General features: G+C 58.7%; 24 protein-coding genes and 1 pseudogene. All 25 read left to right on the top strand.

What is annotated here, in order from left to right; genetic code table 11:
• Positions 1–12: 12 nt before the first annotated feature.
• The gene (locus tag ACP7D9_RS08775; RefSeq protein ID WP_426156778.1) at positions 13–537 is read left to right on the top strand and encodes an HNH endonuclease; all 525 of its coding nucleotides are present in this window, start codon (positions 13–15) and stop codon (positions 535–537) included.
• A gap of 106 nt (positions 538–643) precedes the next feature.
• Positions 644–1,114 (top strand): terminase small subunit, encoded by a 471-nt coding sequence (locus ACP7D9_RS08770; protein WP_426156776.1) that lies wholly within the window; start codon positions 644–646, stop codon positions 1,112–1,114.
• The gene (locus ACP7D9_RS08765) at positions 1,111–2,808 is read left to right on the top strand and encodes a terminase large subunit (protein ID WP_426156774.1); all 1,698 of its coding nucleotides are present in this window, start codon (positions 1,111–1,113) and stop codon (positions 2,806–2,808) included. The genes ACP7D9_RS08770 and ACP7D9_RS08765 overlap by 4 nt, the downstream gene beginning before the upstream one ends.
• Positions 2,808–4,208: a phage portal protein gene (locus tag ACP7D9_RS08760; protein ID WP_426156772.1), complete on the top strand. Its 1,401-nt coding sequence runs from the start codon at positions 2,808–2,810 to the stop codon at positions 4,206–4,208. Before ACP7D9_RS08765 ends, ACP7D9_RS08760 begins: the two co-directional genes overlap by 1 nt.
• A 14-nt stretch (positions 4,209–4,222) precedes the next feature.
• Positions 4,223–5,110, top strand: coding sequence for a head maturation protease, ClpP-related (locus tag ACP7D9_RS08755; RefSeq protein WP_426156770.1), 888 nt, complete (start codon positions 4,223–4,225; stop codon positions 5,108–5,110).
• Positions 5,107–6,321 (top strand): phage major capsid protein, encoded by a 1,215-nt coding sequence (locus ACP7D9_RS08750; protein WP_426156768.1) that lies wholly within the window; start codon positions 5,107–5,109, stop codon positions 6,319–6,321. The genes ACP7D9_RS08755 and ACP7D9_RS08750 overlap by 4 nt, the downstream gene beginning before the upstream one ends.
• A gap of 43 nt (positions 6,322–6,364) precedes the next feature.
• Positions 6,365–6,601, top strand: a complete 237-nt coding sequence (locus tag ACP7D9_RS08745; RefSeq protein WP_426156766.1) for a hypothetical protein — start codon at positions 6,365–6,367, stop codon at positions 6,599–6,601.
• 1 nt (position 6,602) lies between these two features.
• A complete protein-coding gene (locus ACP7D9_RS08740) occupies positions 6,603–6,944 on the top strand; it encodes a head-tail connector protein (RefSeq protein WP_426156764.1) in 342 nt (113 codons plus the stop codon).
• On the top strand, positions 6,944–7,282 hold the full coding sequence (locus ACP7D9_RS08735) for a phage head closure protein (RefSeq protein WP_426156762.1): 339 nt from the start codon (positions 6,944–6,946) through the stop codon (positions 7,280–7,282). The genes ACP7D9_RS08740 and ACP7D9_RS08735 overlap by 1 nt, the downstream gene beginning before the upstream one ends.
• Complete coding sequence (locus ACP7D9_RS08730) at positions 7,275–7,748, top strand: HK97-gp10 family putative phage morphogenesis protein (RefSeq protein ID WP_426156760.1); 474 nt, start codon at positions 7,275–7,277, stop codon at positions 7,746–7,748. Before ACP7D9_RS08735 ends, ACP7D9_RS08730 begins: the two co-directional genes overlap by 8 nt.
• Positions 7,748–8,116 carry a DUF3168 domain-containing protein gene (locus tag ACP7D9_RS08725; RefSeq protein WP_426156758.1) on the top strand — a complete coding sequence of 123 codons (369 nt, stop codon included), beginning with the start codon at positions 7,748–7,750 and terminating at the stop codon, positions 8,114–8,116. Before ACP7D9_RS08730 ends, ACP7D9_RS08725 begins: the two co-directional genes overlap by 1 nt.
• Before the next feature lie 61 nt (positions 8,117–8,177).
• Complete coding sequence (locus ACP7D9_RS08720; RefSeq protein ID WP_426156756.1) at positions 8,178–8,900, top strand: phage tail tube protein; 723 nt, start codon at positions 8,178–8,180, stop codon at positions 8,898–8,900.
• Between the two features lie 9 nt (positions 8,901–8,909).
• Positions 8,910–9,263, top strand: a complete 354-nt coding sequence (locus ACP7D9_RS08715; protein ID WP_426156754.1) for a phage tail assembly chaperone family protein, TAC — start codon at positions 8,910–8,912, stop codon at positions 9,261–9,263.
• Positions 9,263–9,532, top strand: a complete 270-nt coding sequence (locus ACP7D9_RS08710) for a phage tail assembly protein T (RefSeq protein WP_426156752.1) — start codon at positions 9,263–9,265, stop codon at positions 9,530–9,532. Before ACP7D9_RS08715 ends, ACP7D9_RS08710 begins: the two co-directional genes overlap by 1 nt.
• Positions 9,529–9,786, top strand: coding sequence for a hypothetical protein (locus ACP7D9_RS08705; RefSeq protein ID WP_426156750.1), 258 nt, complete (start codon positions 9,529–9,531; stop codon positions 9,784–9,786). Before ACP7D9_RS08710 ends, ACP7D9_RS08705 begins: the two co-directional genes overlap by 4 nt.
• A 247-nt stretch (positions 9,787–10,033) precedes the next feature.
• Complete coding sequence (locus ACP7D9_RS08700) at positions 10,034–14,143, top strand: tape measure protein (RefSeq protein WP_426156748.1); 4,110 nt, start codon at positions 10,034–10,036, stop codon at positions 14,141–14,143.
• Entirely contained in the window at positions 14,143–14,409 is a 267-nt protein-coding gene (locus tag ACP7D9_RS08695) for a hypothetical protein (RefSeq protein ID WP_426156746.1), read from the top strand. The genes ACP7D9_RS08700 and ACP7D9_RS08695 overlap by 1 nt, the downstream gene beginning before the upstream one ends.
• Positions 14,410–14,427: 18 nt before the next feature.
• Positions 14,428–14,772: a phage tail protein gene (locus ACP7D9_RS08690; protein ID WP_426156744.1), complete on the top strand. Its 345-nt coding sequence runs from the start codon at positions 14,428–14,430 to the stop codon at positions 14,770–14,772.
• Positions 14,773–14,826: 54 nt separating this feature from the next.
• On the top strand, positions 14,827–15,528 hold the full coding sequence (locus ACP7D9_RS08685; RefSeq protein ID WP_426156742.1) for a phage minor tail protein L: 702 nt from the start codon (positions 14,827–14,829) through the stop codon (positions 15,526–15,528).
• Between the two features lie 3 nt (positions 15,529–15,531).
• Positions 15,532–16,314 (top strand): C40 family peptidase, encoded by a 783-nt coding sequence (locus tag ACP7D9_RS08680; RefSeq protein WP_426156740.1) that lies wholly within the window; start codon positions 15,532–15,534, stop codon positions 16,312–16,314.
• Positions 16,311–16,898, top strand: coding sequence for a tail assembly protein (locus ACP7D9_RS08675; protein WP_426156738.1), 588 nt, complete (start codon positions 16,311–16,313; stop codon positions 16,896–16,898). Before ACP7D9_RS08680 ends, ACP7D9_RS08675 begins: the two co-directional genes overlap by 4 nt.
• Before the next feature lie 55 nt (positions 16,899–16,953).
• Positions 16,954–20,595 carry a host specificity protein J gene (locus ACP7D9_RS08670; protein ID WP_426156736.1) on the top strand — a complete coding sequence of 1,214 codons (3,642 nt, stop codon included), beginning with the start codon at positions 16,954–16,956 and terminating at the stop codon, positions 20,593–20,595.
• Positions 20,595–20,891, top strand: a complete 297-nt coding sequence (locus tag ACP7D9_RS08665; RefSeq protein ID WP_397478852.1) for a hypothetical protein — start codon at positions 20,595–20,597, stop codon at positions 20,889–20,891. The genes ACP7D9_RS08670 and ACP7D9_RS08665 overlap by 1 nt, the downstream gene beginning before the upstream one ends.
• A gap of 8 nt (positions 20,892–20,899) precedes the next feature.
• Positions 20,900–21,625: a hypothetical protein gene (locus ACP7D9_RS08660; RefSeq protein WP_426156734.1), complete on the top strand. Its 726-nt coding sequence runs from the start codon at positions 20,900–20,902 to the stop codon at positions 21,623–21,625.
• 54 nt (positions 21,626–21,679) lie between these two features.
• A pseudogene (locus ACP7D9_RS08655) lies at positions 21,680–22,614 on the top strand (hypothetical protein); the annotation flags it as partial.

Genomic DNA, 22,614 nt, shown 5'->3' with positions numbered 1-22,614 from the left:
TCAGGAAAGACAATGCAACCGATACCGGACCTTGATGGCTACTTCGCCAACGAGGACGGGGAAGTTGTGTCCGTAAGGTCGGGGCAAGGCAGGCTGATCAAGTCCAGGGTGCGTGACGGTTACAAGGCCGTGACGTTGAGCGTCAAGTTCGGGGGCAAGAGGCAGCGTCACCGCTTCGAGGTCCACCGACTGATACTCAAGGCGTATGGCGGGCCACCACCATCTGCTGCGCATGAAGCCCGGCATCTGAATGGTGACTCACTGGATAACCGTCCCAGCAACCTTGCATGGGGGACGAGGCTCGAGAACACAGCTGATGCGATAAGGCACGGCACGCTCGGACCTGGCATGCGATCAAGGCGCAGAAAGCTGACCGACCTGCAAGTTCTTGAGATCAGGCGCAGGCATGGGGCTGGTGAGCAAAGCGCAGACCTCGCCCGCGAGTTTGGGGTGTGTCGCGAATACATCCCTCAGCTCGTCAGCGGGAAGGCCTGGAGCTGCCTTCCGCTGGCCGCTGCCTATGAAGCACGCCAGTGACGTGCATCAAGGGGGGAGGGGTGCCCTCAGAGTTCGGAGCTTTTCGACTCTAGACCACTCCCCCTCTCACGCGCGACTTTTTTCCCCTTTTTAAAGGTTTTTGTTAATGGCGTTAACAAATAAAAAACGCCGTTTTGTCGAATCAAAGGCTTCTGGTGCCTCGAATCGCGAAGCGGCGGAAGCCGCTGGATACGCGGCCGCTAGCGCTTCTGCCGCTGGATCCAGACTTGCAAAAGACCCCGATGTTGTTGCTGCCCTGGAGAAGTTAAAGGCCGGCCAGAATGTTAAAGGCTCGCCACCCGCGACCGACCTCGGCAATGACCCATCAGACGGGGACAGTGAGGACTTAGCCGAACTCCCCAATACGGATGATCCGCTCGTGTGGCTGCTGGCTCTGATGAATGAACCCAAGGCGAAAATCTTCGACCGTCGCAACGCCGCCCAATCGGCACTGCCGTATTTCCACGGTAAGAAGTCCGGCATGGGTAAGAAAGAACAGAAGCTCGAGGATGCTGCAAAGGTTGGAGCGAGCAGCCGTTTTGGTTTGCGCGAACGTCATCTGAAGGCCGTTAAATGAAAACATGGACCACCGCCTGCCCAGAGTGGGAAGACCGTATTGTGCAGGGTCAGTCGCTGGTCCCGCTTGCGCCAATCTTCCCCGATCAGGCCGAGGATGCGCTGGACGTGTTCGGCAATCTCCGGATGGTCGATGCTGACGGCAGCCCGTTGATGGCTGATACCTGCAGGGCGTGGGTTCTAGACCTGGTGGCCGCGCTATTCGGCGCGTACGACGCAGAGGCCGGCCGTCGGCTGATCACCAATTATTTCCTGATGGTGAGCAAGAAGAACGGAAAAAGCACGATCGCCGCCGGGATCATGCTAACCGCGCTGATCTTGAACACTCGACCATCAGGAGAGTTCCTGATTCTGGCGCCCACGAAGGAAGCTGCCGACAACGCCTTCAAGCCGATCAGGGACATGATCGATGCCGACGATGACCTCAAGGCAAGATTCCATGTGCAGGAATACAACCGAATCATTACCGACCACCTGAACAAGGCAAACTTGAAAGTTGTCGCTGCCGACTCCGCGACGGTCACCGGCAAAAAAGCTACCGGGGTATTCATCGACGAGCTTTGGGAGTTTGGGAAGCAAGCTAAGTCAGCGAAGATGCTCGTGGAAGCGACGGGCGGACTGGCTTCTCGGCCCGAGGGCTTCGTATTTTACTGCACTACACAATCGGATGAGCCGCCGGCTGGAGTTTTCAAGGCGAAACTCGACTACGCCAGAAACGTCCGCGATGGAAAAATTGTGGATCGTCGATTTCTTCCGGTGATCTACGAGTTCCCGCAAGAAATGATCAAGCAGGGCGATCATCGCGACCTGGCTAACGCTCATGTCACCAACCCAAATTGGGGTCTGTCCGTCGACCAGCAGGTCATTGAGCAGAAATACCAAGAGGCCCAAGCGGAAGGTGAAGGCGCCATTCGCGGGTTTCTCGCAAAGCACCTTAACGTAGAGATCGGGTTGGACCTTCGCTCTGATCGCTGGGCTGGCGCCGACCACTGGGAGGCCGCTGGCGACAAGTCGCTGACTTTTGATGAGTTGCTCAAGCGCTCCGAAGTGATTGTGGTAGGGATCGATGGTGGAGGGCTGGATGACCTATTGGGCCTCAGCCTGATTGGTCGCGAGCGAGAAACGCGGCGGTGGCTGCACTGGTCGCACGCCTGGGCCCACAAGATCGCGCTGGATCGTCGTAAGGACATTGTTTCAAACCTACTCGGCTTCGAAGCGGATGGCGACCTGACCATTGTTGACCGCCCTGGCGATGATGTTCTGCAGGTGGCTGACATCATTTGCGAAGTGCGCGATGCCGGTCTTCTGCCAGACAAACAGGCAATTGGTGTCGACTCGGCTGGTATTGGCGACATCATTGATGAGCTGACTACGGAAGAGCGCGGCATCACGATGGAGCAGATTGTTTCGATCTCCCAGGGCTGGCGGCTCAACGGGGCAATCAAAACCACTGAACGCAAGGTCGCCGGCGGCGAGTTTGTTCACGGCGGTACGCGGCTAATGGCCTGGTGCGTTGGTAACGCCAGAACGGTCGCGGTTGGCAATGCGATTGCGATCAACAAGCAGGTAAGTGGGTCGGCGAAGATTGACCCGCTGATGGCTACTTTCGACGCAACGACGCTCATAGCGCTGAACCCGGTGGGTTGCGGCGATCTTCAGGGCTTTTTCGACAATCCAATTATGGTGGGGCTTTGATGGCGCGCGAAAAGAAACCCGGGCGAATCAAGGCCGCTCTTCAAGACTGGCTTGGTGTGCCCATCGGATTAAAAGATGGCGCGTTCTGGAAGGAATGGTTTGGTAGTTCGGTCAGTGGTCAGCATGTGTCGGTCGACAAGGCGATGCAGCTGTCCACGGTCTGGGCTTGCGTGCGACTGCTCTCGGAATCCGTCTCGACGTTGCCACTGAAGCTGTACCGGCGGCTCCCGGATGGCTCTCGATCTCCGGCCACCGACCACCCTTTGTATCGGCTGCTATGTCGGGTGCCCAACGCGGAAATGACCCCGCAAAGATTCATGCTGCTGGTGGTGGCGAGCATCTGTCTGCGCGGCAACGCCTTCGTAGAGAAAAAGATGCTGGCCGGCCGGATCATCGCCCTGGTGCCGCTTCTGCCCCAGTGCATGAAGGTCAAGCGCGATGACAATGGCCGACTCAAATACACCTATACCGAAAATGGAGTTGAGCGCGACATCCCGGAAAAGACCCTTATGCACATTCGCGGCTTTGGTCTGGACGGCGTTTGCGGGATGCTACCGGTCACGACTGGCAAGGAGATTTTCGGTTCAGCCATGGCGGTGGAAGAGGCCGCTGCAAAAGTCTTCGCCCAGGGTATGCAGGCCTCCGGGATTTTGACCAGCGACAAGGTGCTTACCCCGGCACAGCGTGAGCAGCTGCGTAAAAGCCTCGGATCGTTCATGGGCTCCAAGAACGCCGGCAAGATCATGGTGGCCGAAGCGGGGCTGAAATATCAGGGCATCACGATGAACCCTGAAGCATCCCAGATGCTGGAGTCGCGTTCGTTCAGTATCGAGGAGATGTGTCGTTGGTTCCGCGTGCCGCCCTTCATGGTCGGGCACATGGATAAACAATCCAGCTGGGCCAGTTCAGTGGAGGCGCAGAACCTGCACTTTCTAACCAACAGCCTCCGCCCGCTCCTGGTGAACATTGAGCAGGAAATCACTCGCTGCCTGATCGGTGAGGTGGATGCCGACGAGTTCTTCGCTGAGTTCGCGGTAGAAGGCCTTCTACGCGCTGACAGCGCCGGTCGCGGCGCTTGGTACAACACAGCCCTGCAAAACGGCTGGATGTGCCGCAATGAAGTGCGGCGCCTGGAAAACATGGCTCCAATCCCGGGTGGCGATACGTTCACTGTTCAGTCGGCGCTTGTGCCGCTTGACCAGCTCGGCAAACAGTCGGCCGGCATGTCGCCGGCGGCTACCGCCTTCATGTTGCGCATCACTGCAGCGAATCAGAGCGGGGACAAGGAAGCCATCAAGGAAGCCTTCGACCTGGCTACCAAGGCGCTCGATGCCGGAAACCCGGATGGGCCAATGATGGCCCACGCACTGATCTCACTACCGCGGCTCCTCGCCGCTTGATCCTGGAGTAACCGATGACCCTTAAGACCATTCCGGCGGCGCCGGAGGCTCGGCCGCGCGCGCAGGTTCACTGCGACCTGACGCCGAAGGCCTTGGAGCGGTGGAACCCATCGATCAAGGCAGCCAGCACTGACGACAACACCATCACCATTTATGACCCGATCGGTTACGACTGGTGGACAGGCGAGGGAGTAACGGCAAAGCGCATCAGCGCAGCGCTCCGGTCCATTGGCGACAGTGATGTGATCGTCAAGATCAACAGTCCGGGCGGTGACGTGTTCGAGGGTTTGGCGATTTACAACCTGTTTCGCGAGCACAAAGGCAAGGTCACGGTGCAGATTCTCGGCCTTGCCGCCAGCGCAGCTTCATTCATTGCAATGGCTGCGGACGAAATCCAGATCGCCCGAGCCGGCTTCCTGATGATCCACAACAGCTGGACCATGGCCGCAGGCGATCGCAACGACATTCGCGAGGTCGCCGACTTCCTCGAGCAGATCGACGGAACACTCGCTGATATCTACGCCGTACGCACCGGTGACCCCATCGACGCCATGCGCAAGCTGATGGATGTCGAGACCTGGATGGGCGGGGCCGCTGCTATCGACGCGGGTTTTGCCGACAGCCTTCTATCGTCGGACGCCGCCATCGAGGATGCGAGCGCATCGGCGCCGCACCAGGTCGCCGCGCGCCGCATGGATCTGATCCTGGCAAAACAGGGCATGCCTCGCTCAGAGCGCCGCGCCCTCATTCAAGAACTCAAGGCTGGTACGCCTGGCGCTACCACCTCCGGCAAGCAGAACGCTGCCGCAACCCCGGCCGACTTGGCCGACCCCATTGCCGAATTACAAGCCGCACTTTCGCGGTTCTCGGCAGCAGCTACTCAAACCGGAGAAAAAACATGAGCGACACTACTGCCGACCTCTTGAAGAACGTTTCCAACGAACTCAAAAAGGCCACCGACGAATTCAGCAAGCAGGCTGAGAACGCGCTGGCCGAAGCCAAGAAAGCCGGCTCGCTGTCGGCTGAAACCAAAAATGCAGTCGACGAACTGGCTACCAAATTCAACAGCCTGACCGAGGCGGAAAAACAGTTGAAAGCGCAGCTCGGTGAGCTGGAGCAGGAGTTCGCGCGAACTCCGGCGAACACCTCGGCAGCGTCCCGCGATACGGTCGGCGGCGTAGTCATCAAAAGCGAAGCGCTGAAGCAGTTCTCTGCACATGTCGAAGGTAACCGTCGCATCAGCATCCCAGTTCATGCCGCTCTTTTGAGCGGCAATGTGCCGACGGGCATTGTTGAGCCGACTCGCCTACCTGGTATTGATTCGCCGCCGAAGCAACGACTGTTCATTCGCGATTTGATCGCGCCAGGTCGCACCGACTCTTCTGCCATTTTCTGGGTGCAGCAAACCGGTTTCACCAACGCCGCTCGGGTTGTCGCCGAGGGCACCACGAAGCCGTACAGCGATATCCAGTTCGCGACCAAAATCACCCCGGTGAGCACCATCGCTCACATGTTCAAAGCATCGAAGCAGATCCTCGATGACTTCTCGCAGTTGCAGTCCACCATCGATATCGAAATGCGTTACGGGCTGAAATACGCTGAAGAACAAGAAATCCTGTTCGGTGACGGCACTGGCGTGCATCTTCACGGCATCGTTCCGCAGGCCACCGCTTTCGATCCAGCTTTCACCGTGGAACATCAGTCGGGCATCGATGATCTGCGCCTGGCGATGTTGCAGGCCCAACTGGCTCGTCTGCCCGCTTCCGGTCACGTCCTGCACTTCATCGACTGGGCGAAGATTGAACTTACCAAGGACACCTTGGGCCGCTACATCCTGGCTAATCCACTGGGGCTTGCTGGTCCGTTGCTGTGGGGCCTGCCAGTCGTCGCGACCGAAATCGCCGCGTTCCAAGGCAAGTTCCTGACCGGCGCCTTCCAGACCGGCGCCCAGTTGTTCGATCGCGAAGACGCCAACGTGGTGATCTCCACCGAGAACGCCGACGACTTCGAGAAAAACATGATCTCGATCCGCTGCGAAGAGCGAGCGGCACTGGCGGTCAAGCGTCCGGAAGCGTTCATCTACGGCACGTTCACCCCACCAACCGCCCCTTAACTAACGCAGGGTCGCCTCACGGCGGCCCCGATTGGAGACCGTCATGAGACTGATACTGATCAAGCCGCTACTGCTCGCGGGTGTTGCCTATCCAGAAGGGAAGTCTTTCATCACCGACGAGCAGCACGGGCGCCAATTGAAGGATCGGGGTTATGCCGAGGATGACGACGGCACGGATGATCCAGTCGTTGACTTGACGGAGCAGCAACAGGACGCCGTACCGCTGACCACCGAAAAAGCTGAAGCGAAAACCTCGGCTGGCAAAAAGAAAGGCTCCTGATATGACCGTCATCGATATCCAGATCGCAATGCGCCATCTGCGCGCTGAGGACTTTGACCAATCCCATGTCGAGCTTCTACTGGCAGCTGCGGAAGATAGCGCCGCTCAATACCTGAATCGGCGCTTCTATGCAGATGCCGATGCGCTGGCGGCTGCGATTCTTGACGGTACGGCGGGGCCTGACCCCATCGTTATAAACCCGTCGATTGTTGCGGCCTGTTTGCTGAAGGCTGGGAGCCTTTACGAAAATCGTGAAGACGATGTCGCTGGCGGGACTTTTAGCGAATTGCCGTCTGGATCAAAGTCTCTATTGACGCCATACCGGGTCGAGTGGGGTGTCTGATGCAGGCCGGAAAACTGCGTCACCGCATCGAAATCCAGCACAAAATCACCCCGCGAGACCCCGTTACCGGCAACTTCCTCGAGCCGGCCTGGGTGGAGTTCGCCAAAGTCTGGGCTGCGGTTGAAGATCTGTCCGCTCGCGACTTTGTTGCCGCCAAGGCTGGTCAGTCGCAAGTCACAGGCCGGGTGGTGATTCGTTATCGATCCGGCGTGCTGCCGACGATGCGCATTGTTCATCGCGGTGAAATTTACAGCATCGAGGGACCGCCGCTCGCCGACAAGGAGTCAGGTCTTGAGTATCTGACGCTGCTGGTTTCGAAGGGGATCAAGGATGGCTAGTTCAGGTTCATTCCAATTACAGGGACTGGAATCGGTGGTTGCGAATATGCGCGGCCTGGCGCCCAAGCTGCAGAAGAGAGGCCTGCGCAAGGCTGCCCGCGAAGCGATGAACATCGTGCGCGATGATGCCAAGGCGCGGGCGAAGGTGCTGGACGATCCTGAAACCGCAGAGAAAGTCTGGAAAAACATCATCACCCAGGAAGCGACAAAGCAATCCCGGCGCGAAGGCGGTGTGGTCATGCGCGTCGGGGTCCGGGGTGGTGCTGGGGCGAACCAGCACAGCAAGGATGCGAGCGGAAACCCGGGCGGCGACACCAGGCACTGGCGTTACATCGAGTTCGGCACGCAGTTCACGCCGCCGGCGCCGTTTATGCGTCCGGCATTCTCGCAAAACGTTGGCGCGGTCACGGATCAGTTTATCGCCAGTCTCAATCGTGAAATTGATGCTGCTCTCAGGGGGCGCTGATGGATCCACCGATTTTTCTTGTCTGCTCAACCGATCCGACCGTCTCGGCGCTGATCGGTGGCGGCATTGATTGCCGAATCTACTCGTTCGACGAAGCTCCTGAAGGTGTGTTGAAGCCTTATGTCGTCTGGAACCTGATCGACGGAAGCCCTGAGAACTACCTGGCCGGCCGTCCAGACGCGGACGGATTCACGCTACAGGTCGACGTGTATGCCAGCAGCGCGGACTCGGTGATGAAGGTCACCAGGGCGTTGCGGGATGCGCTGGAATTGAGCGCAAACATCACCCACTGGGGTGCCTCTGGTACAGACCCGACGACTAAGGACTACCACCGCAGCTTTGATATCGACTGGATCACCCTTCGATAGAGCAACACCCCATACAACCCGCCGAGTGCGGGTTTTTTATGCCCTACATTTGGAGAACGCCATGTCGATCCTTTCACAAGGAACCCAGATTTACGCACTCGTCCCGCCTCTGTCCGGTACCGGCCCGAAAACCGTGCTGGCCATCGAATGCGCGACCGCATTCAGCCCAGGCGGCTCGCCGGCGGATCAGATCGAGGACACGTGCCTCGAGGACACTTCGCGGCGCTACAAGAAAGGTTTGCGCACCCCGGGCCAGGCTTCACTGACCGTCAACGCTGACCCAAACAACGCTAGCCACATCCGTCTGCATCAATTGTCGGAAACCGACGGCGATACCACCGTTCAATGGGCTGTGGGCTGGTCCGATGGCAAGGCTGCTCCGACTGTGGCTTCGGGTGGCGCCATCGACGCCGTGACAATTGGCTCTGGCGGTACCGGCTACACCACGGCACCGACAGTCGCCTTTACGGGCGGTGGCGGTACCGGTGCCGCAGGAACCGCGACCGTCTCTGGTGGCGCGGTCACTGGCGTCACCATTACAAACCCTGGCACCGGTTACACCAGCGCTCCGACCGTTGCCTTCACCGGTGCCGGCACGGGTGCCACCGCAACCGCCGAGGTCGCTCAAGGCGACAGTTTCGTACTGCCAGCGACTCGCACCTGGTTCGTGTTCGAAGGCTACGTGAGTGACTTCCCGTTCGACTTCGCGGCCAACGCCGTGGTGAGCACCGCGGCAACGATTCAACGCTCGGGCGGTTCAGCCTGGGTTCGCAAAACTGCCTAAGGGGGCGCTATGAATCTGCAACAACTGAAGAAAAAAGGCGGCGTGGTAACTGACGCGCTCGTGAAGAAAGAAGTCGTGTGGAAGCACTTGGACGAAAACGGCCAGGAGGTCGTCGACAAGTTCAAGATCCATGTGCGGCGCCATACTTTCGGCAACATGGAGGGCATGTTCGCCGGTGGTGACGCGGAAGTCTCCAAGAACGCGCGCTATTTGTCGGCCAGCATCATGCTCGGCGACAAGGGCACCGAAGAGCTTCCATTCGCCGATGCCGTCAACCTCGACCCGGCGTTGGGCTTCGTGCTTTTGACCGCCGTCAACGAGGTGAACCATCCGGTAAAGAACTCAGCCCCGCCGACGAACTGATGCACGAACTGGTGCTCAACGGAATCGGCGGGAGCACCATTGCCGAAGCGAAGGCCAATATTTCCTATTCGGAAGTGTTGGCCTGGTCTGCGTACCGGGACAAATACGGAACGCTGAATCTTGGCCGGCGCCTAGAGTTGAGCACGGCACTTATCGCGCTACAGGTGAATCGCGGGGCTGGCGGGAAAGCCGAGCTTGTCGACTTCATGCCGAACGCCGAGCGGATCGTAGAGGTAACGCTTGAACAGGCGATGGAGGAGTGGGTGTGATCATCGCCATGGATGGTGATAGATTGATGCAAATTACGATGGAGATTGGTTATGCAAAAGGCTTGCGTGTTATCGCTAGTGGTTATGGCTGCTACTGGTTGTGCTCAGCAACCATCAAAGCCGCCACTGCCCGTTTCTCAAATACACCCAACGCCAGTATGTACCGGCGAGGCTCAATGTTCGGAGATGTGGGGGCGGGCTATCAAATCTTTGCCAGCGATATCCAGAATGAGACTTATGACCGCATCCGATAGCTATCTACAAACTTTCCCAGCTAGCAAGGTTGGCTATTTGAACGGTACTGCTTACAAGCAGGTTATCTCTGATGGGAAATATTCCATCAATGCAACATTCGATTGTCGAGGTCGGTCTTGGTGTGCCGACATATCAAACAGGGCGTTAGATCTTTTTAACGCGGATGTTCAAGGCTTCGCCAAGTAACTCATTGCAAAAAACATGAAGCCCACTTCGGTGGGTTTTTTTATGCCTGGAGAAAAGTAAATGGCGTCAAGATCGCTCGGAACATTGACGCTGGATCTTATTGCGCGAATCGGCGGATTCCAGCAGAACATGGATCGAGCATCGCAATCGGTGACTCGTACTGGAGCTGCCGCTGATGCTGCTGCAGCCAGAGTAAGTGCGCTGCAAAGCCAGTTTCTTTCTCTTTCTGGAGCCGTATCAAGCCTTGCGGGTCCTCTGGCAGCAGCGTTCAGCTTGAGCGCTATCTACAGCGCCTCAGAGGCCTACACGAAGCTGACCAGTCGATTGAAGCTGGTGACCGAAAGTTCTGCGGAACTGGCTACAGCGCAAAGCGCAGTTTTCGCCATCGCTCAAAGCGCCTATCAGCCCCTCAGCTCAACAGCTGAGCTGTATCAGCGGATTGCGACCAATCAGAAGGAGCTCAAGCTCACCGGCGAGGGCGTGGCGGGTGTCGTCGGTACGATCAGCAAGACGTTGGCAATTTCCGGAGCATCAGCCGCGTCGGCCGACGCTGCACTGGTCCAGCTGGGCCAGGCTTTTGCCTCTGGCGTGCTGCGTGGCGAAGAGCTGAACAGCGTCATGGAGCAAGCGCCGGCTCTGGCGCAGGCTATCGCCGCGGGCATGGGGAAAACGGTCGGTGAATTGCGCTCGCTTGGCGCCGAGGGAAAACTAACTGCCGATGCCGTCGTAAAAGCTTTGCAGGCGCAAGAGCAAGCAGTCTCGGATCTTTTCAGCAAGACAGCTGTGACGATCGGCAACAGCATCACTGCCACTGGCAACTCCCTGACCCAGTTCATCGGCAGAATGGATCAGGCGAGCGGTGTCAGTGCCGCCATATCGGCGAATATCGTCAAGGTGTCCAAGTCCATTGATGGACTGACAAAAGATTTCGCGGCCACTTCAAAAACCTTTGAACAAATATCGAACGCAGCCGAAACGCTGGCTTACATCATCGGCACACGGCTCGTGTTCTCCGCTGGGCAAGCGGCAATCGGTTTTGCCGCAGCTACGACGGCTTCGATTAAGCAGGCGGGCGCGCTGGTCTACAGCGCGGCCGCCACCTGGAAGAGCGTGGAGGCAGACGCTGCAAACGCTAGGCAGGCGCTCGCAACCGCGCAGGCGCGCCAGGTCGACGCCAAGGCTTTGCTCGAGCGTGCAAATCTTGAGGTTTTGTCTGCCGAACAGAAAGTCGCGTCCGACCGAGTTCGTCAACAATCGGAAATCAACAACCTCAAAAGTGTTCAAGCTACGCTGGCTGCGGAAAGGGTTCTAGAAGAGCAGCGCTTGGCCGCCCAAATATCTGAGCAGGGTCGCGCCGCTGCTCGCAACAGAATGGCGCTCGCTCGCCTTGATGAAGTCGCCATCATCAGGCAGATCCAGGCAGCGGAAGCGGGACTTGCAGCAACAAGCACGGCCACTTCGGCAGAAATCCAAGCGGGTTACGCGCTGCGCAGCGCCGCCGCCGCCGGTTATGCCGAAACCACCTTGGCTGCAAACGCGGCAGTCAAAGCTTCTGAGCGCGCCGCTGCTGCGGCAAGTATTACCAATCGTTCAGTAGGAGCGGTAGCAACTGCCGGATCCGGACTTTTGGGCTTACTCAGCGGGCCGGTCGGTTTGATCGCGATGACGGCGCTGGTTGCCGCCTCTTTCATCGACTTCGGCGGCTCCGCGGACACTGCAAGTAAATCGCTCATCGATCATAACGCCACGCTTGAGCAGTCGATTCAGAAGTACAAGGAGCTTAGCGCCGCGCAGCAGCGGTATCAGGTTGATGATTGGGAGGAGGGCCGTAAAAAGGCACTGGACGCTGCCGAAAGCAGCCTGAACGAGTACGCAATAAAAACCCGCGTCACCCTCAATGGGATGGCGGGAGATAGGGACGAGTACCAAAAGCAGTTTAACCGCATGCTTGTGGAGGTAAGGGAGGGTAATCGTTCGCTTGATAGCGTCACCGATTGGGCAAAAGAAAGCATCCAACTGCATCCGGCTGTAGTTAAGCAACTGACTCAATTATCGGCCGCATACGACAACAGTTCAGGAACAGCTGCAGGCTACGCCGCCAAGCTTGAGGGCGTGGACGCATCTTCCAGGGCAGCAACTGCAAGTGCGAAAGGTCTGGCCAACGCCCAGGCGCTTACTGGGGGGCAGACCAAGGGGCAGATCGCCGATTGGGAAAAATACCTCGCCAAGCTGATCGAGAGTCGTGATCTGTTCGGGGCGAACGCCGAGGCGCAAGCTGCGTATGCGGCTGATCAGATGGGGCTTACGGCGCAGCAGCGTGAACAGGGGAAGGTGATCTCTCAGCAAAAAGACGTGCTGGAGAAGTACCGTGACGCGCTCAAGGAAAATGACAAGGTCCAGCAAGAGGCCCTCAAAAAACAACTGATCGGCCTTTATACCGCGGAACAGGCCGCCGAAGATGCCGCAGCAGCGGCGAAGAGAGCGCACGACGACTCTGCAAAGGCGGCAACCGAGAGCGCCAATACGCAGATCAGCGAAATGCGTCGGGTGATCGATGCGGCGAGCAATATTTCCAAGAGTGCGAGCTTTCTGACTGGGCGCAACCCTCTGCTCACGGCTCCAGAGCAAACAAGTGTCACCGGCCGGAGCATGGTGCTTCCAGGTGCTGAGACGCCGACCGCCGGAGTCGATCCAAGAAAAGACGCACTCGCGCGCGCGAACGCGGCACTCGCACGGATCAGCGAAACAACTGATCCAAATAAAAGCCAGAAGAAATACCAGGAAGACGCTGCTCAGAAGGTTCTCGATCAGGCCCGCCAGCAGTACGCGGTACTGAAAGAGCAATCCAATCTGCTGGATGCTCAAAAGGGAGATGTTGAAAAGATCGGTGCCGCTTCACGTGAGTTGATCAAGTGGGAGCAAGAGCTTTCCGACCTCAAGTCGAAGAAGACGCTTACCGCAGAGCAGAAATCGCTTCTCGCCAAACAGGAGTCGATCACAGCCGACTTGAAGCGCAACTCTGTATTAGAAAAAGAAATTGAGCTGCGTAAGATCGCGACCGAAGACGCGAAAAAGTTTGCTGCGTTGAGCTTTAACCTCGACGAAAGCAATCGGTCGGTGAAGGATGGTTTTGATCAGGAACTCGCTGGCGCAGGGAAAAGCGACAGGTACAAGTCCCGGCTCAAGGAGATGCTCTCCATTGATCAGGATTTCAATAAGCAGCGTCGCGAGATGTACAAGCAATATGAAGATGCGGTGCTGGCCAAGGATCCTAATGCCGAGCAGAACTACAACAAGGGAACAGATCTTCTGGACGAGGCTCTTGCCAAGCGCTTGGTCATTCAGCAGGACTACTACAACCAACTGGATGACGCTCAATCGAATTGGATGGATGGTGTCAGCGATGCCTGGCAGAACTATGTCGATGCTGCTCAGGATTACTCTTCGCAAGCCGCTGAAGCGACGGCGTCCGTGCTCGACGGTGCGACTAGCAGTCTGAGCACCTTCCTCTCCGACGTCGCAAGTGGTGCCGAGAGCGTCGGCGACGCACTCGGCGACATGCTTGGCAACTTCGCCAAGTCCACATTGCAGGCTCTGTCGGACATGGCCGCGCAATGGCTGGTCTATCAAGGTGTTCAATTGCTGGTCGGTAAAACGACACAATCAGCGTCGATTGCGGGAATGGTCGGCAATGCTCAGGCGGCATCGTTCCAGGCTCAATTGAACGCATACGCTTCGACAGCAGGAATACCGCTTATTGGCCCTGAGCTGGCACCAGCTGCTGCGCTGGCTGCAGCGGCAGCAACGGCACCGATGGTTGCTGGCGTTTCATCCGCGGCTCTTACAGGCATGGCGCACGACGGTATGGGCAACATCCCCAAGGAAGGTACATGGTTGCTCGATGGCGGCGAGCGGGTGGTAGCGCCGGCGCAGAACAAGGACCTGACAAACTTTCTCGCTCGGCAGTCTGCCGCGACTGAAAGTGTTGGCGGCGGAGGCACCACGTCTGTGGCTATTCCCATTAACATCACAGTTGAAGCGCAACCCGGAGCCACCAGAGCAGACGCTCAATTGACTGGTGACACTGTCGCGACAATCGTTGAAGAAAAAGTAAGGCAAGGCATCCAGCGTGAAATGGGGCAGGGTGGTTTGCTTTGGAGGAGGGTTTGATGAGTCCTGATGCAAGAAGAGAATTGGCTGATGAACTGGCGAGTTTGCTAGGCAAGAAATTGGGCGGTGAGCTGTATCTGGGGACAGGTCGGGACCTGCGGGAGCGCAGCGAAGATCTAGCGCGCTTAATCGCCAGAGTGACTGCTGCCGTAATGCACGAAGGCCCCGCTGACGGTGAATTGCTGATCCGGATACGGCGCTATGAGACGGAGATGCTGGCGGCTGCGAAAGAAATCGCTGTTCCGGCTTGGAAGGCTGCGACGTGACAGATAAAGGAGGTGCCAATGCCTGAAACATTCAACTACTGCGTCCAGCTCGGCGCCGACGGCGAGGTTATCCAGAATACTTGGGAAAACGACTTCGGTGACGGTTACACGCAAGCTGGCGGCATCGGCATCAACACAAAGCGGCAGACCTGGAACATGACGCACACCGGTGTTCTGGCGCCAGGCTCTGACCTGAAGGGCATTTGGGAATTCCTAGATCGCCACGAAGGTTACAAGTCGTTCCTCTGGACACCGCCCGGGGGGCAGCAAGGCCGATACCGATGCAACGGGTATAAGCCTCGGCCGCTCGGTGCCGGTCTCTACACGCTGACCTTCATCTTCAAACAGGTGTTCAACCCATAACCGTTTCGCCCAACCAGCCCCGCCTCGTGCGGGGTTTCTTGTTTCTGAGGTCTCATGAATTACAACACCGATATTCAAAAGCTCGAGCCGGGCAACCAGATCCGGCTGTTCGAGCTCGACGCTACACGCCTGGGTGCGAACCTCTGGCGGTTCCACGGTCATGCACAGGAAGGCGACATTGTCTGGCAGGGGCAGCTCTACTCGCCGCTGCAGATCACAGCGAAAGGATTCGACATCCGTGGGGACGGGCGGCCCGCGGCGCCGACGTTGCAAATTGCCAACGAGCTTGGCGGCGTGCGCGGGGCGATCACTGCGCTGTGCTTGCAGTTCCGCGACCTTGCCGGCGCGAAGTTCACGGTTATCGAGACCTTCCGCCATTACCTGGACGCGGCCAACTTCCCCGACGGCAACCCCACGGCAAGCAATCAGAGCCGGAAAAACATCTGGTACATCGAGCAGAAGACCGAGGAGACGTTCGACTCGCTGACGTTCTCGATGTCCAGTCCTACCGACATGGAAGGGCAGATGCTGCCGTCCCAGCAGATCACCAAGCTTTGCCGGTGGGCGTGCCGTGGTGGTTATCGCGGTGAGGCCTGCGCGTACATGGGAGCTGCGATGTTCACCAAGAAAAACGAAACCACCGACAACCCCGCGCTCGACCAGTGCGGCGGGTGGTGGAGCAGCTGCAAGCTGCGTGGCAACACGCGTCGCTTCGGCGGTTCCATGGGTGCAAGCCTTATCGCAAGTTCGAGGTAGCCAATGCGCATCAATCAAAAGCTGCAGGACGAAATCCGCGCCCATGCGGAGCGCGCTTACCCGGGCGAGGCTTGCGGGCTGCTGGTGAAAACCTCGACCGGTCGCCAGTACGTGCCGTGCACGAATCGCGCAAAGTCGGATCGGGAGAATTTCCAGATCGACGAGCGCGACCAGGCTGCCGCCGAGGACTTGGGCGAGGTGCTGGCTATCATTCATAGCCACCCGGACAAGGCGCCCACGCCGAGCATGGCGGACCGGGTCAGCTGTGAGCTGCACGAACTGCCGTGGGGCATTGTCGGCTGGCCGGGCGGTGAGTTCGAATGGTTCAAGCCGTCGGGCTTCGAAGCGCCGTTGCTGGGCCGCGATTTCTCTCATGGCGTGCTGGATTGCTGGGGCGCCTGCCGCGACTGGTACGCGCGCGAGGGCGGTTTGCAGTTACCGAACTTTGAGCGTCACGATCTGTGGTGGGAGGACGAGAACGGGCCGAGCCTGTACGAGGTCAACTTCAAGTCCGCGGGCTTTTACGAAGTTGGAGAGGCGCGGCGCGGCGACATGCTGGTGCTACAGGTGCCGACGATCGGGCGCCCGTGCTTTCACCCAAATCATGCCGCCATTTATCTCGGTGACAACCCGCACTTTGCCAGTGAGCAGGCACCGGCGCTCGGCGGGTCCGGCCCATTCATTTATCACCACATGCCTGGCCGGCTCGCCAGCCGAGAGGTTTACGGCTGGTCCATGACCAACCGCGTGAAACTGATCCTGCGCCACAAGGATTACTGGCCATGACGATGACAACCATCAAACTCGGCGGTGTGCTGGGCAAGCGCTTCGGCCGCGAGTACCGGCTGGATCTCTTCGGCTTCCGGGACGCGATGAGCGCGCTCTGCCAGATGAAGCCGGGCTTCGAGAAGTTTTTGCGCACCGCCGAGGAGCGAGGGCTGGTGTTTGCCGTGTTCCTCGACGAGCGAAACATCGGGGAGGAAGAGCTGGATTTGCGAGGTGCTGGCGCCAAAGTGATTCGCATCATGCCGATCATTCAGGGCAGCAAGTCGGCCGGTGTGTTCCAAACGATTTTGGGTGTGGCGCTGATCGTGGCCGGCTTGTTCACTGGCGGCACCACCTCCGCGCTCGGCATGGGGCTGCTCGCCACCGGTGCGGCTGTCGGCCTAGGCGGCGTGGTGCAGATGCTGTCGCCGACCACCAAAGCCAACACCTCCGACAAGAACGAGGACGGCAACAACCCCAGTTACGGCTTTGGCTCGGCAGTGACGACGATTGCTCAGGGGAACCCGTACCCGTTGCTGTACGGCGAGCGTGAGATCGGCGGCGCCGTAGAGTCCGGGGGGATTTACACCCAAGACAACGTCTGAATCATCAGGAACAACCAACCCGCTTCGGCGGGTTTTTGCATTTTTGGAGAAGCGCATGAGCGCAGTTGCGAAGAAGCGGAGAGCCGTCAGCGGGGCAAAGGGCGGTCAGTCCAAGCCAAAGCAGCCAAGCATTGCGTCGAACAGCGTTCCGTCGCTGGCCACCGCCCGGCTGGTGTACATCTGGAGCTGGGGACCGATTGTTGGGCCGGTCGACGGCCTGCGCTCTGTGCGGCTGGACGGGACGCCGATCCAGGCGCAAGACGGGACGATCAACTACCCCGGCGTGAAATGGCAGTTCCGCTCCGGCGAGCTTCACCAAGAGCGCTTGGCAGGGGTCACCGAGTCCAGCAATGAAATAGCCGTCGGCCAAGAGCTGCGCACGTCGACGACTTGGCTGTACAGCATCAACAACTCCATGATCGACGCCGCGCGCGTGCGCCTGAGCTGGCCGACGCTTCAATCTCAGGACGCCAGCGGCAACATCAACGGCGTGCGGATCGACTACGCCATCGATATTTCAACCGACAACGGTCCCTACGTGACCGTGCTGACTTCGTTCGTCGACCGAAAGAACGTCACCAAATACGAGCGCTCCCACCGGATCGAGTTGCCGGATGGCAACAGTTGGACCTTGCGTGCCCGCCGCCTGACGCCGGAGGCCAACAGTTCGCTGGTGCAGGACAGCATGTTCATCGAGGCCGTCGCCGAACTGGTCGACAGTGATCAGGAATACCCGCTCACGTCCGTCGGCTGTATCGAGTACGACGCCCAGCAGTTCGGCGGCGATATCGCAAAGATTGCCGTGCTGATGCGCGGTCGCATCGTGCGCGTGCCTGCGAACTATGACCCGGTCACGCGTACCTACGCCACCGGCGGCACCGGTACCAGCGGCGGGATCTGGGACGGTACCTTCAAGGAGGCCTACACCAATAACCCGGCCTGGGTTTTCTACGACCTGGTGCTGCACCCTTATTACGGCCTCGGCGAGCGCATCGACGCCACAATGGTTGATCGTTGGTCGCTGTACCGGATCGCTCAATACTGCGACCAGATGGTGCCGGACGGTAAGGGCGGGCAAGAGCCGCGTTTCACCTGCAACCTGTATTTTCAAAAGCAGGCCGAAGCCTATGCCGTGCTGCAGGACTTGGCTTCGATCTTCCACGGCATGGCCTATTGGGACGGCAGCCAGATCGTCGTCAATGCGGATATGCCGGGCGACCCCGTTTTCAGCTACAGCCCGTCGCAGATCCTCAATAACGGCGCGATCAAGTACGACGGCACCCGCTGGCGCGATCGGCACACAACCGCGATGGTGTCCTGGGACAACCCGGCGCAGGGCTTCGAAACCGACAAGGAGCCGGTATTCGATAACGAAGCAATGAGTGAGCTCGGCTCCGTTCGCGAACTCAGCGTCGACGCGTTTGGATGCACGTCTCTTGGCCAGGCGCAGCGCGCGGGTCAGTGGGCGCTGGTCACTGAGCAGCTGCAGACTCGCGGGGGAACATTCCGCGTTGGTCTTGACGGCGGCATCCCCAAACCTGGACAGATCATTTCCGTCGGCGATCCGATGCTGGCGGGGCGGGCGAACGGTGGGCGGGTATCTTCGGCGGCCGGGCGCGTAATCACCCTCGATCGCGATGTAACGATCCCGACTGGCGCGAGGCTCTTCGTCAACCTGCCCAGTGGTAAGTCCGAAGCGCGGGTAATCAGCTCGGTCAACGGCCGGGCCGTCACTGTGGCCGCGAATTACAGCGAAGTGCCAGAGCCGGAATGCGGCTGGGTGATCGACTTCGACGACCTGAAAGTCATGCAGTTCTACGTGCGCAACGTCACTCGCCCTGAGTGGCACCAGTACCAGCTCGAGGTCATCCAGCATGAGCCGAGCAAGTTCCCGTTCATCGACAACGGCGCCGTCGTTGATACCCGCCCAATCAGCGGAATTCCGATTGGCACGCAGGAAGCCCCGGCGCGAGTGCTGATCAGCCAGAACGTTGTGGTTGAGCAGGGCATTGCCGTCACCAGCATGAGCATCGCATGGGACGCCGCACCAGGCGCGGTGGGTTATGACGTCGAATGGCGGTGGGGCGCTCGAGAGTGGATCAAGGTTCCGCGCACCGGTGAACTGATGGTAGATGTTCGCGGGATCTATTCGGGGCAGTACCTGGCGCGTGTGCGCGCGGTCAGCGCCATGAATGTCTCGTCGGTGCCGACCAACTCGGTGCTGACGGACCTGCTGGGCAAAACCGGCTTGCCGCCGGCGGTGTCGTTCCTGCGTACCGTCAGCAAGGTCTACGGCATCGGCCTTGAGTGGGGGTTTCCACCTGGTGCGGAAGATACTCAGCGCACCGAGATTTGGAGCAGCAAGACCAACGACCTCGCCGCTTCTGTGAAGTTGGCAGACTTTGCCTACCCACAGGCAAACCACGAAATGCAGAACGTCGTCCCCGGTACCAGCCTGTTTTTCTGGGCGCGGCTTGTCGATCGAACTGGAAACGTTGGTCCGTGGTTCCCCGCAGTAAACGGTGTCAACGGGCAGGTAAGCATCGACCAGGCCGAATACGAGCAGTACTTCCTTGGCAAGATCCAGGAGTCGGCGCTCGGCCAAAAGCTGCTGGAGGAAATCGGGAAGATTTCTGGTGACGGTGAAGGCTCGGTGAATGAGCGGCTTGAGCAGGCCAAGCAGGAACTGCAAGACCTGATCAGCGAAATCACCGACGCCATGGCGTATGACCCGACCAAACCGTACAGCAAAGGCGAGGTGGTCCGGCTTGATGGACGATTGTTCTCGGCGGTGAAGGCGGTGCCGGTCGGCACTGCTCCTCCGAATGCCGAGTTCTGGTACGACATGGGCACGATTGCCGAGACCACCAACGCGATGGCGCTGCAGATCCAGCAGCATTCGACCAAAATCGAAGACATCGACGGCAAGGTCACCGCGCAGGCGTCAACGATGCAGGCCCTGCAAGCGGCGTGGCGAGAGGATGACGGCACCGGTGCAATGAGCGACGCGCTGAAGGCTTATCAGAACACGGCCAGCATAGTGACGAGTGAGAAGGTGATAGCGGAGGAGAAACTTGCGTCAGCGACGCGCTTTACGTCCCTCGATGCTGCGGTGGGGAAGAATGCCGCCAATCTCTCAACGCTGGAGTCTGCGGTTGCAACGGACAAGGAAGCGACTGCGCAGCGCATCGAGACGATCTCGGCCACTGCCAACAATGCCACTGCAAAAGCCGAAACCGCGAGCACCGCTGTTTCCGGCTTGAACGGCAAAGTGTCTGCGCTGACGACCATCAAAACATCCACCACTGTTGGGAACAGGACGGTAATGGCCGGCCTCGCCATCGGCGTGGAAGGTGAACAGCAAGAGTCGCAGATCCTTGCCTTCGCCCAACGGTTCGCGATCCTCGATGAGGTGAGCGGCCAAATGATTGCGCCATTTGTTGTGCAGGGTGGCCAGGTGTTCATGAACACCGCAATCATCAGCCAAGCCTTCATCAAGGAGCTGGTCCTGGGCATGACGCTGCGATCGGCGGCTCTCAACTCGCAAGGGTTGCCGCTGCTGGAGATCAATATACCGGCGGGTACGTTCACGCTTCGTGGCCAGTCCAGTACCGGTTATACGTTGCTGAACAACAACGGCATCTACGTCTACGACTTGAATTACATCGAGCGCGCAGCGCTCGGGAAGATGACGTAATGGACTACTACGGTGCGAGAACGAAAGACGCGATGGGTCGGGTGACGCTTGAGTCATCAACGATGACAGTCCGGTCGATTGTGACCAGGCAAGTCACCGTGCCGCCCATCACCAGCGACTTCACCAGCTTCATCAGCATGCCTGAGATCACCGCGCAGTCGTTTGTATGCGTGACCCTCGCCAGCCACACAAATGAAAACCTCGCTTTGCCCGCTGTTTTCTGGTCGGCAGGGCAGCTCAGAGTTCGGCGGGGTCCGGGTCTGGTGCTCAACGTGTTTATTCTTACTTACCAATAGGAGGCGGCATGGACTATGGATTCAGATCGCGTAACGGCCAGAATTTCTTCCAGATCGACAGTGACAACAAAGTCTTGAACGTGGCGGCATCTGGCAGCTACGCCATAGGGAAAACCCCCACGTCATCGATCACGATCACCACGGCGGTGATCACTTACCCAGCACCAATAACAACTGCCGAAGCGCCACACGTGTTCTTGAATCCGAACAACCACGGCATGTATCACACGCTGATGCAGACCGGCGGCCCGGGCAACTGGACCGGGTTCTACTTCAAATTGCACCTGATGGCGCCCTTCAACAGTACCGACTGCAGTGGGCGTTGGCTGGTCGCTACGTTTCGGTCTACGTCACCACCCAATGAATACGATCTGCGTTTACGCAATGCTGCCAATGAGCAGATTTTTGTCGGCGCGGACAATCTTCTGGTGATGACCGGCTTCCCCATCAACGAGGGATGGTCGCTGGACAATCGCGGGGGCGAGGTATCCGGGGTTTATTGGAGTGGGTGCCAGATGCCATGGACGGGGTCGTACGAGGACTATTTCCTCGCCTCGACGTTGCTTGGCGGGAAAATCTACAACGGTAACTCGACGCTTGAGACGCCCTGCGGCTTCCATGCCGGCATCCGCACAACCCTCAACGGCTATGTCGGGGCGATGGTCAGTTCTGAGGGAGGCACTGCCAAAAACGGCAGAACCACTTTTGCAGCACGACCCATGCGTCCGCTATGAGAACCCAGGCCCGCCCAGTGCGGGTTTTTTATTGACCAGAATTAGGATACTTCCATGCCTTGGCTTAGAGGTGGGACTGTTGCCGTCACCAACGGATCAACGACCGTTGTCGGCACGAATGCAGATTTTGCTGCTAATGCAAAAAATGGTGATGCATTTGTCGGCCCGGACGGTGCGAACTATGAGATAGGCAACGTCGCCAGCGCCACTGTCATCTCCATCATTCCGGCTTATAAAGGGCCAACAGCAAGTGGTGCGGCATACGCGATCATGCCCGTGCAAGGGTATCCGAAGGCGCTCGCTGACGCGTTCAGCGAAATCAATCGGCAATGGGGAGCGACTCTTTCCGCGCTCGGAACCACTGGCAACTATGACGTCCTTCCCACGCAAAAAGGCGGCACAGGCATTACAGACCTGTCGATATTCATGCAGGGATTACTCAATGATGCTGATGATGGTGCCGCTAGGCAAACATTAGGCGCTGCGAAGTCGGGCGCCAACAGTGACATCACTTCCTTGTCAAATCTGACGACAGCACTGTCTCTCGCTCAGGGCGGAACCGGCGGTAAGAATGCTACTGACGCTCGCACCGGGCTCGGGCTGGGAACAGCTGCTGTAGCGGCAGTGCTTGGCACGGTCTCACAAAACGCCGGCGTTCCTACTGGTGCAATTTTTGAATCCGGCTCGAGCAGCGCCGGGTCATGGGTGAAGTTTGCGTCAGGTCTGATGATCACTGCGCAATATCTTAGCCTCACCCCCGGCTGGTCTGCAGTGGCAGCGAACCGCTTTTCCGGGCCAATAGTCGGCAATATGCCCGCATTGTTTTCCGCCGCACCGCTGCTTTTTGTTCAAGTGCGAGACCCTGCTGCAGCGGGACGTGCAGCATGGTGCCCCTTGGCAGAAGCCACCAACGGCAACACGTTCAGTCTGTTTCTCGCCTCCCCGGCATCGTCGACTGTTACTTCGAGCGTGGCATTCAATATTTTTTC

The sequence above is a fragment of the Pseudomonas sp. TSRC2-2 genome (assembly GCF_049897785.1).
Lineage (GTDB): Bacteria > Pseudomonadota > Gammaproteobacteria > Pseudomonadales > Pseudomonadaceae > Aquipseudomonas.
Note: the sequence above shows the minus strand (reverse complement) of the source record. Positions and strands in the feature narration are given on the sequence as shown.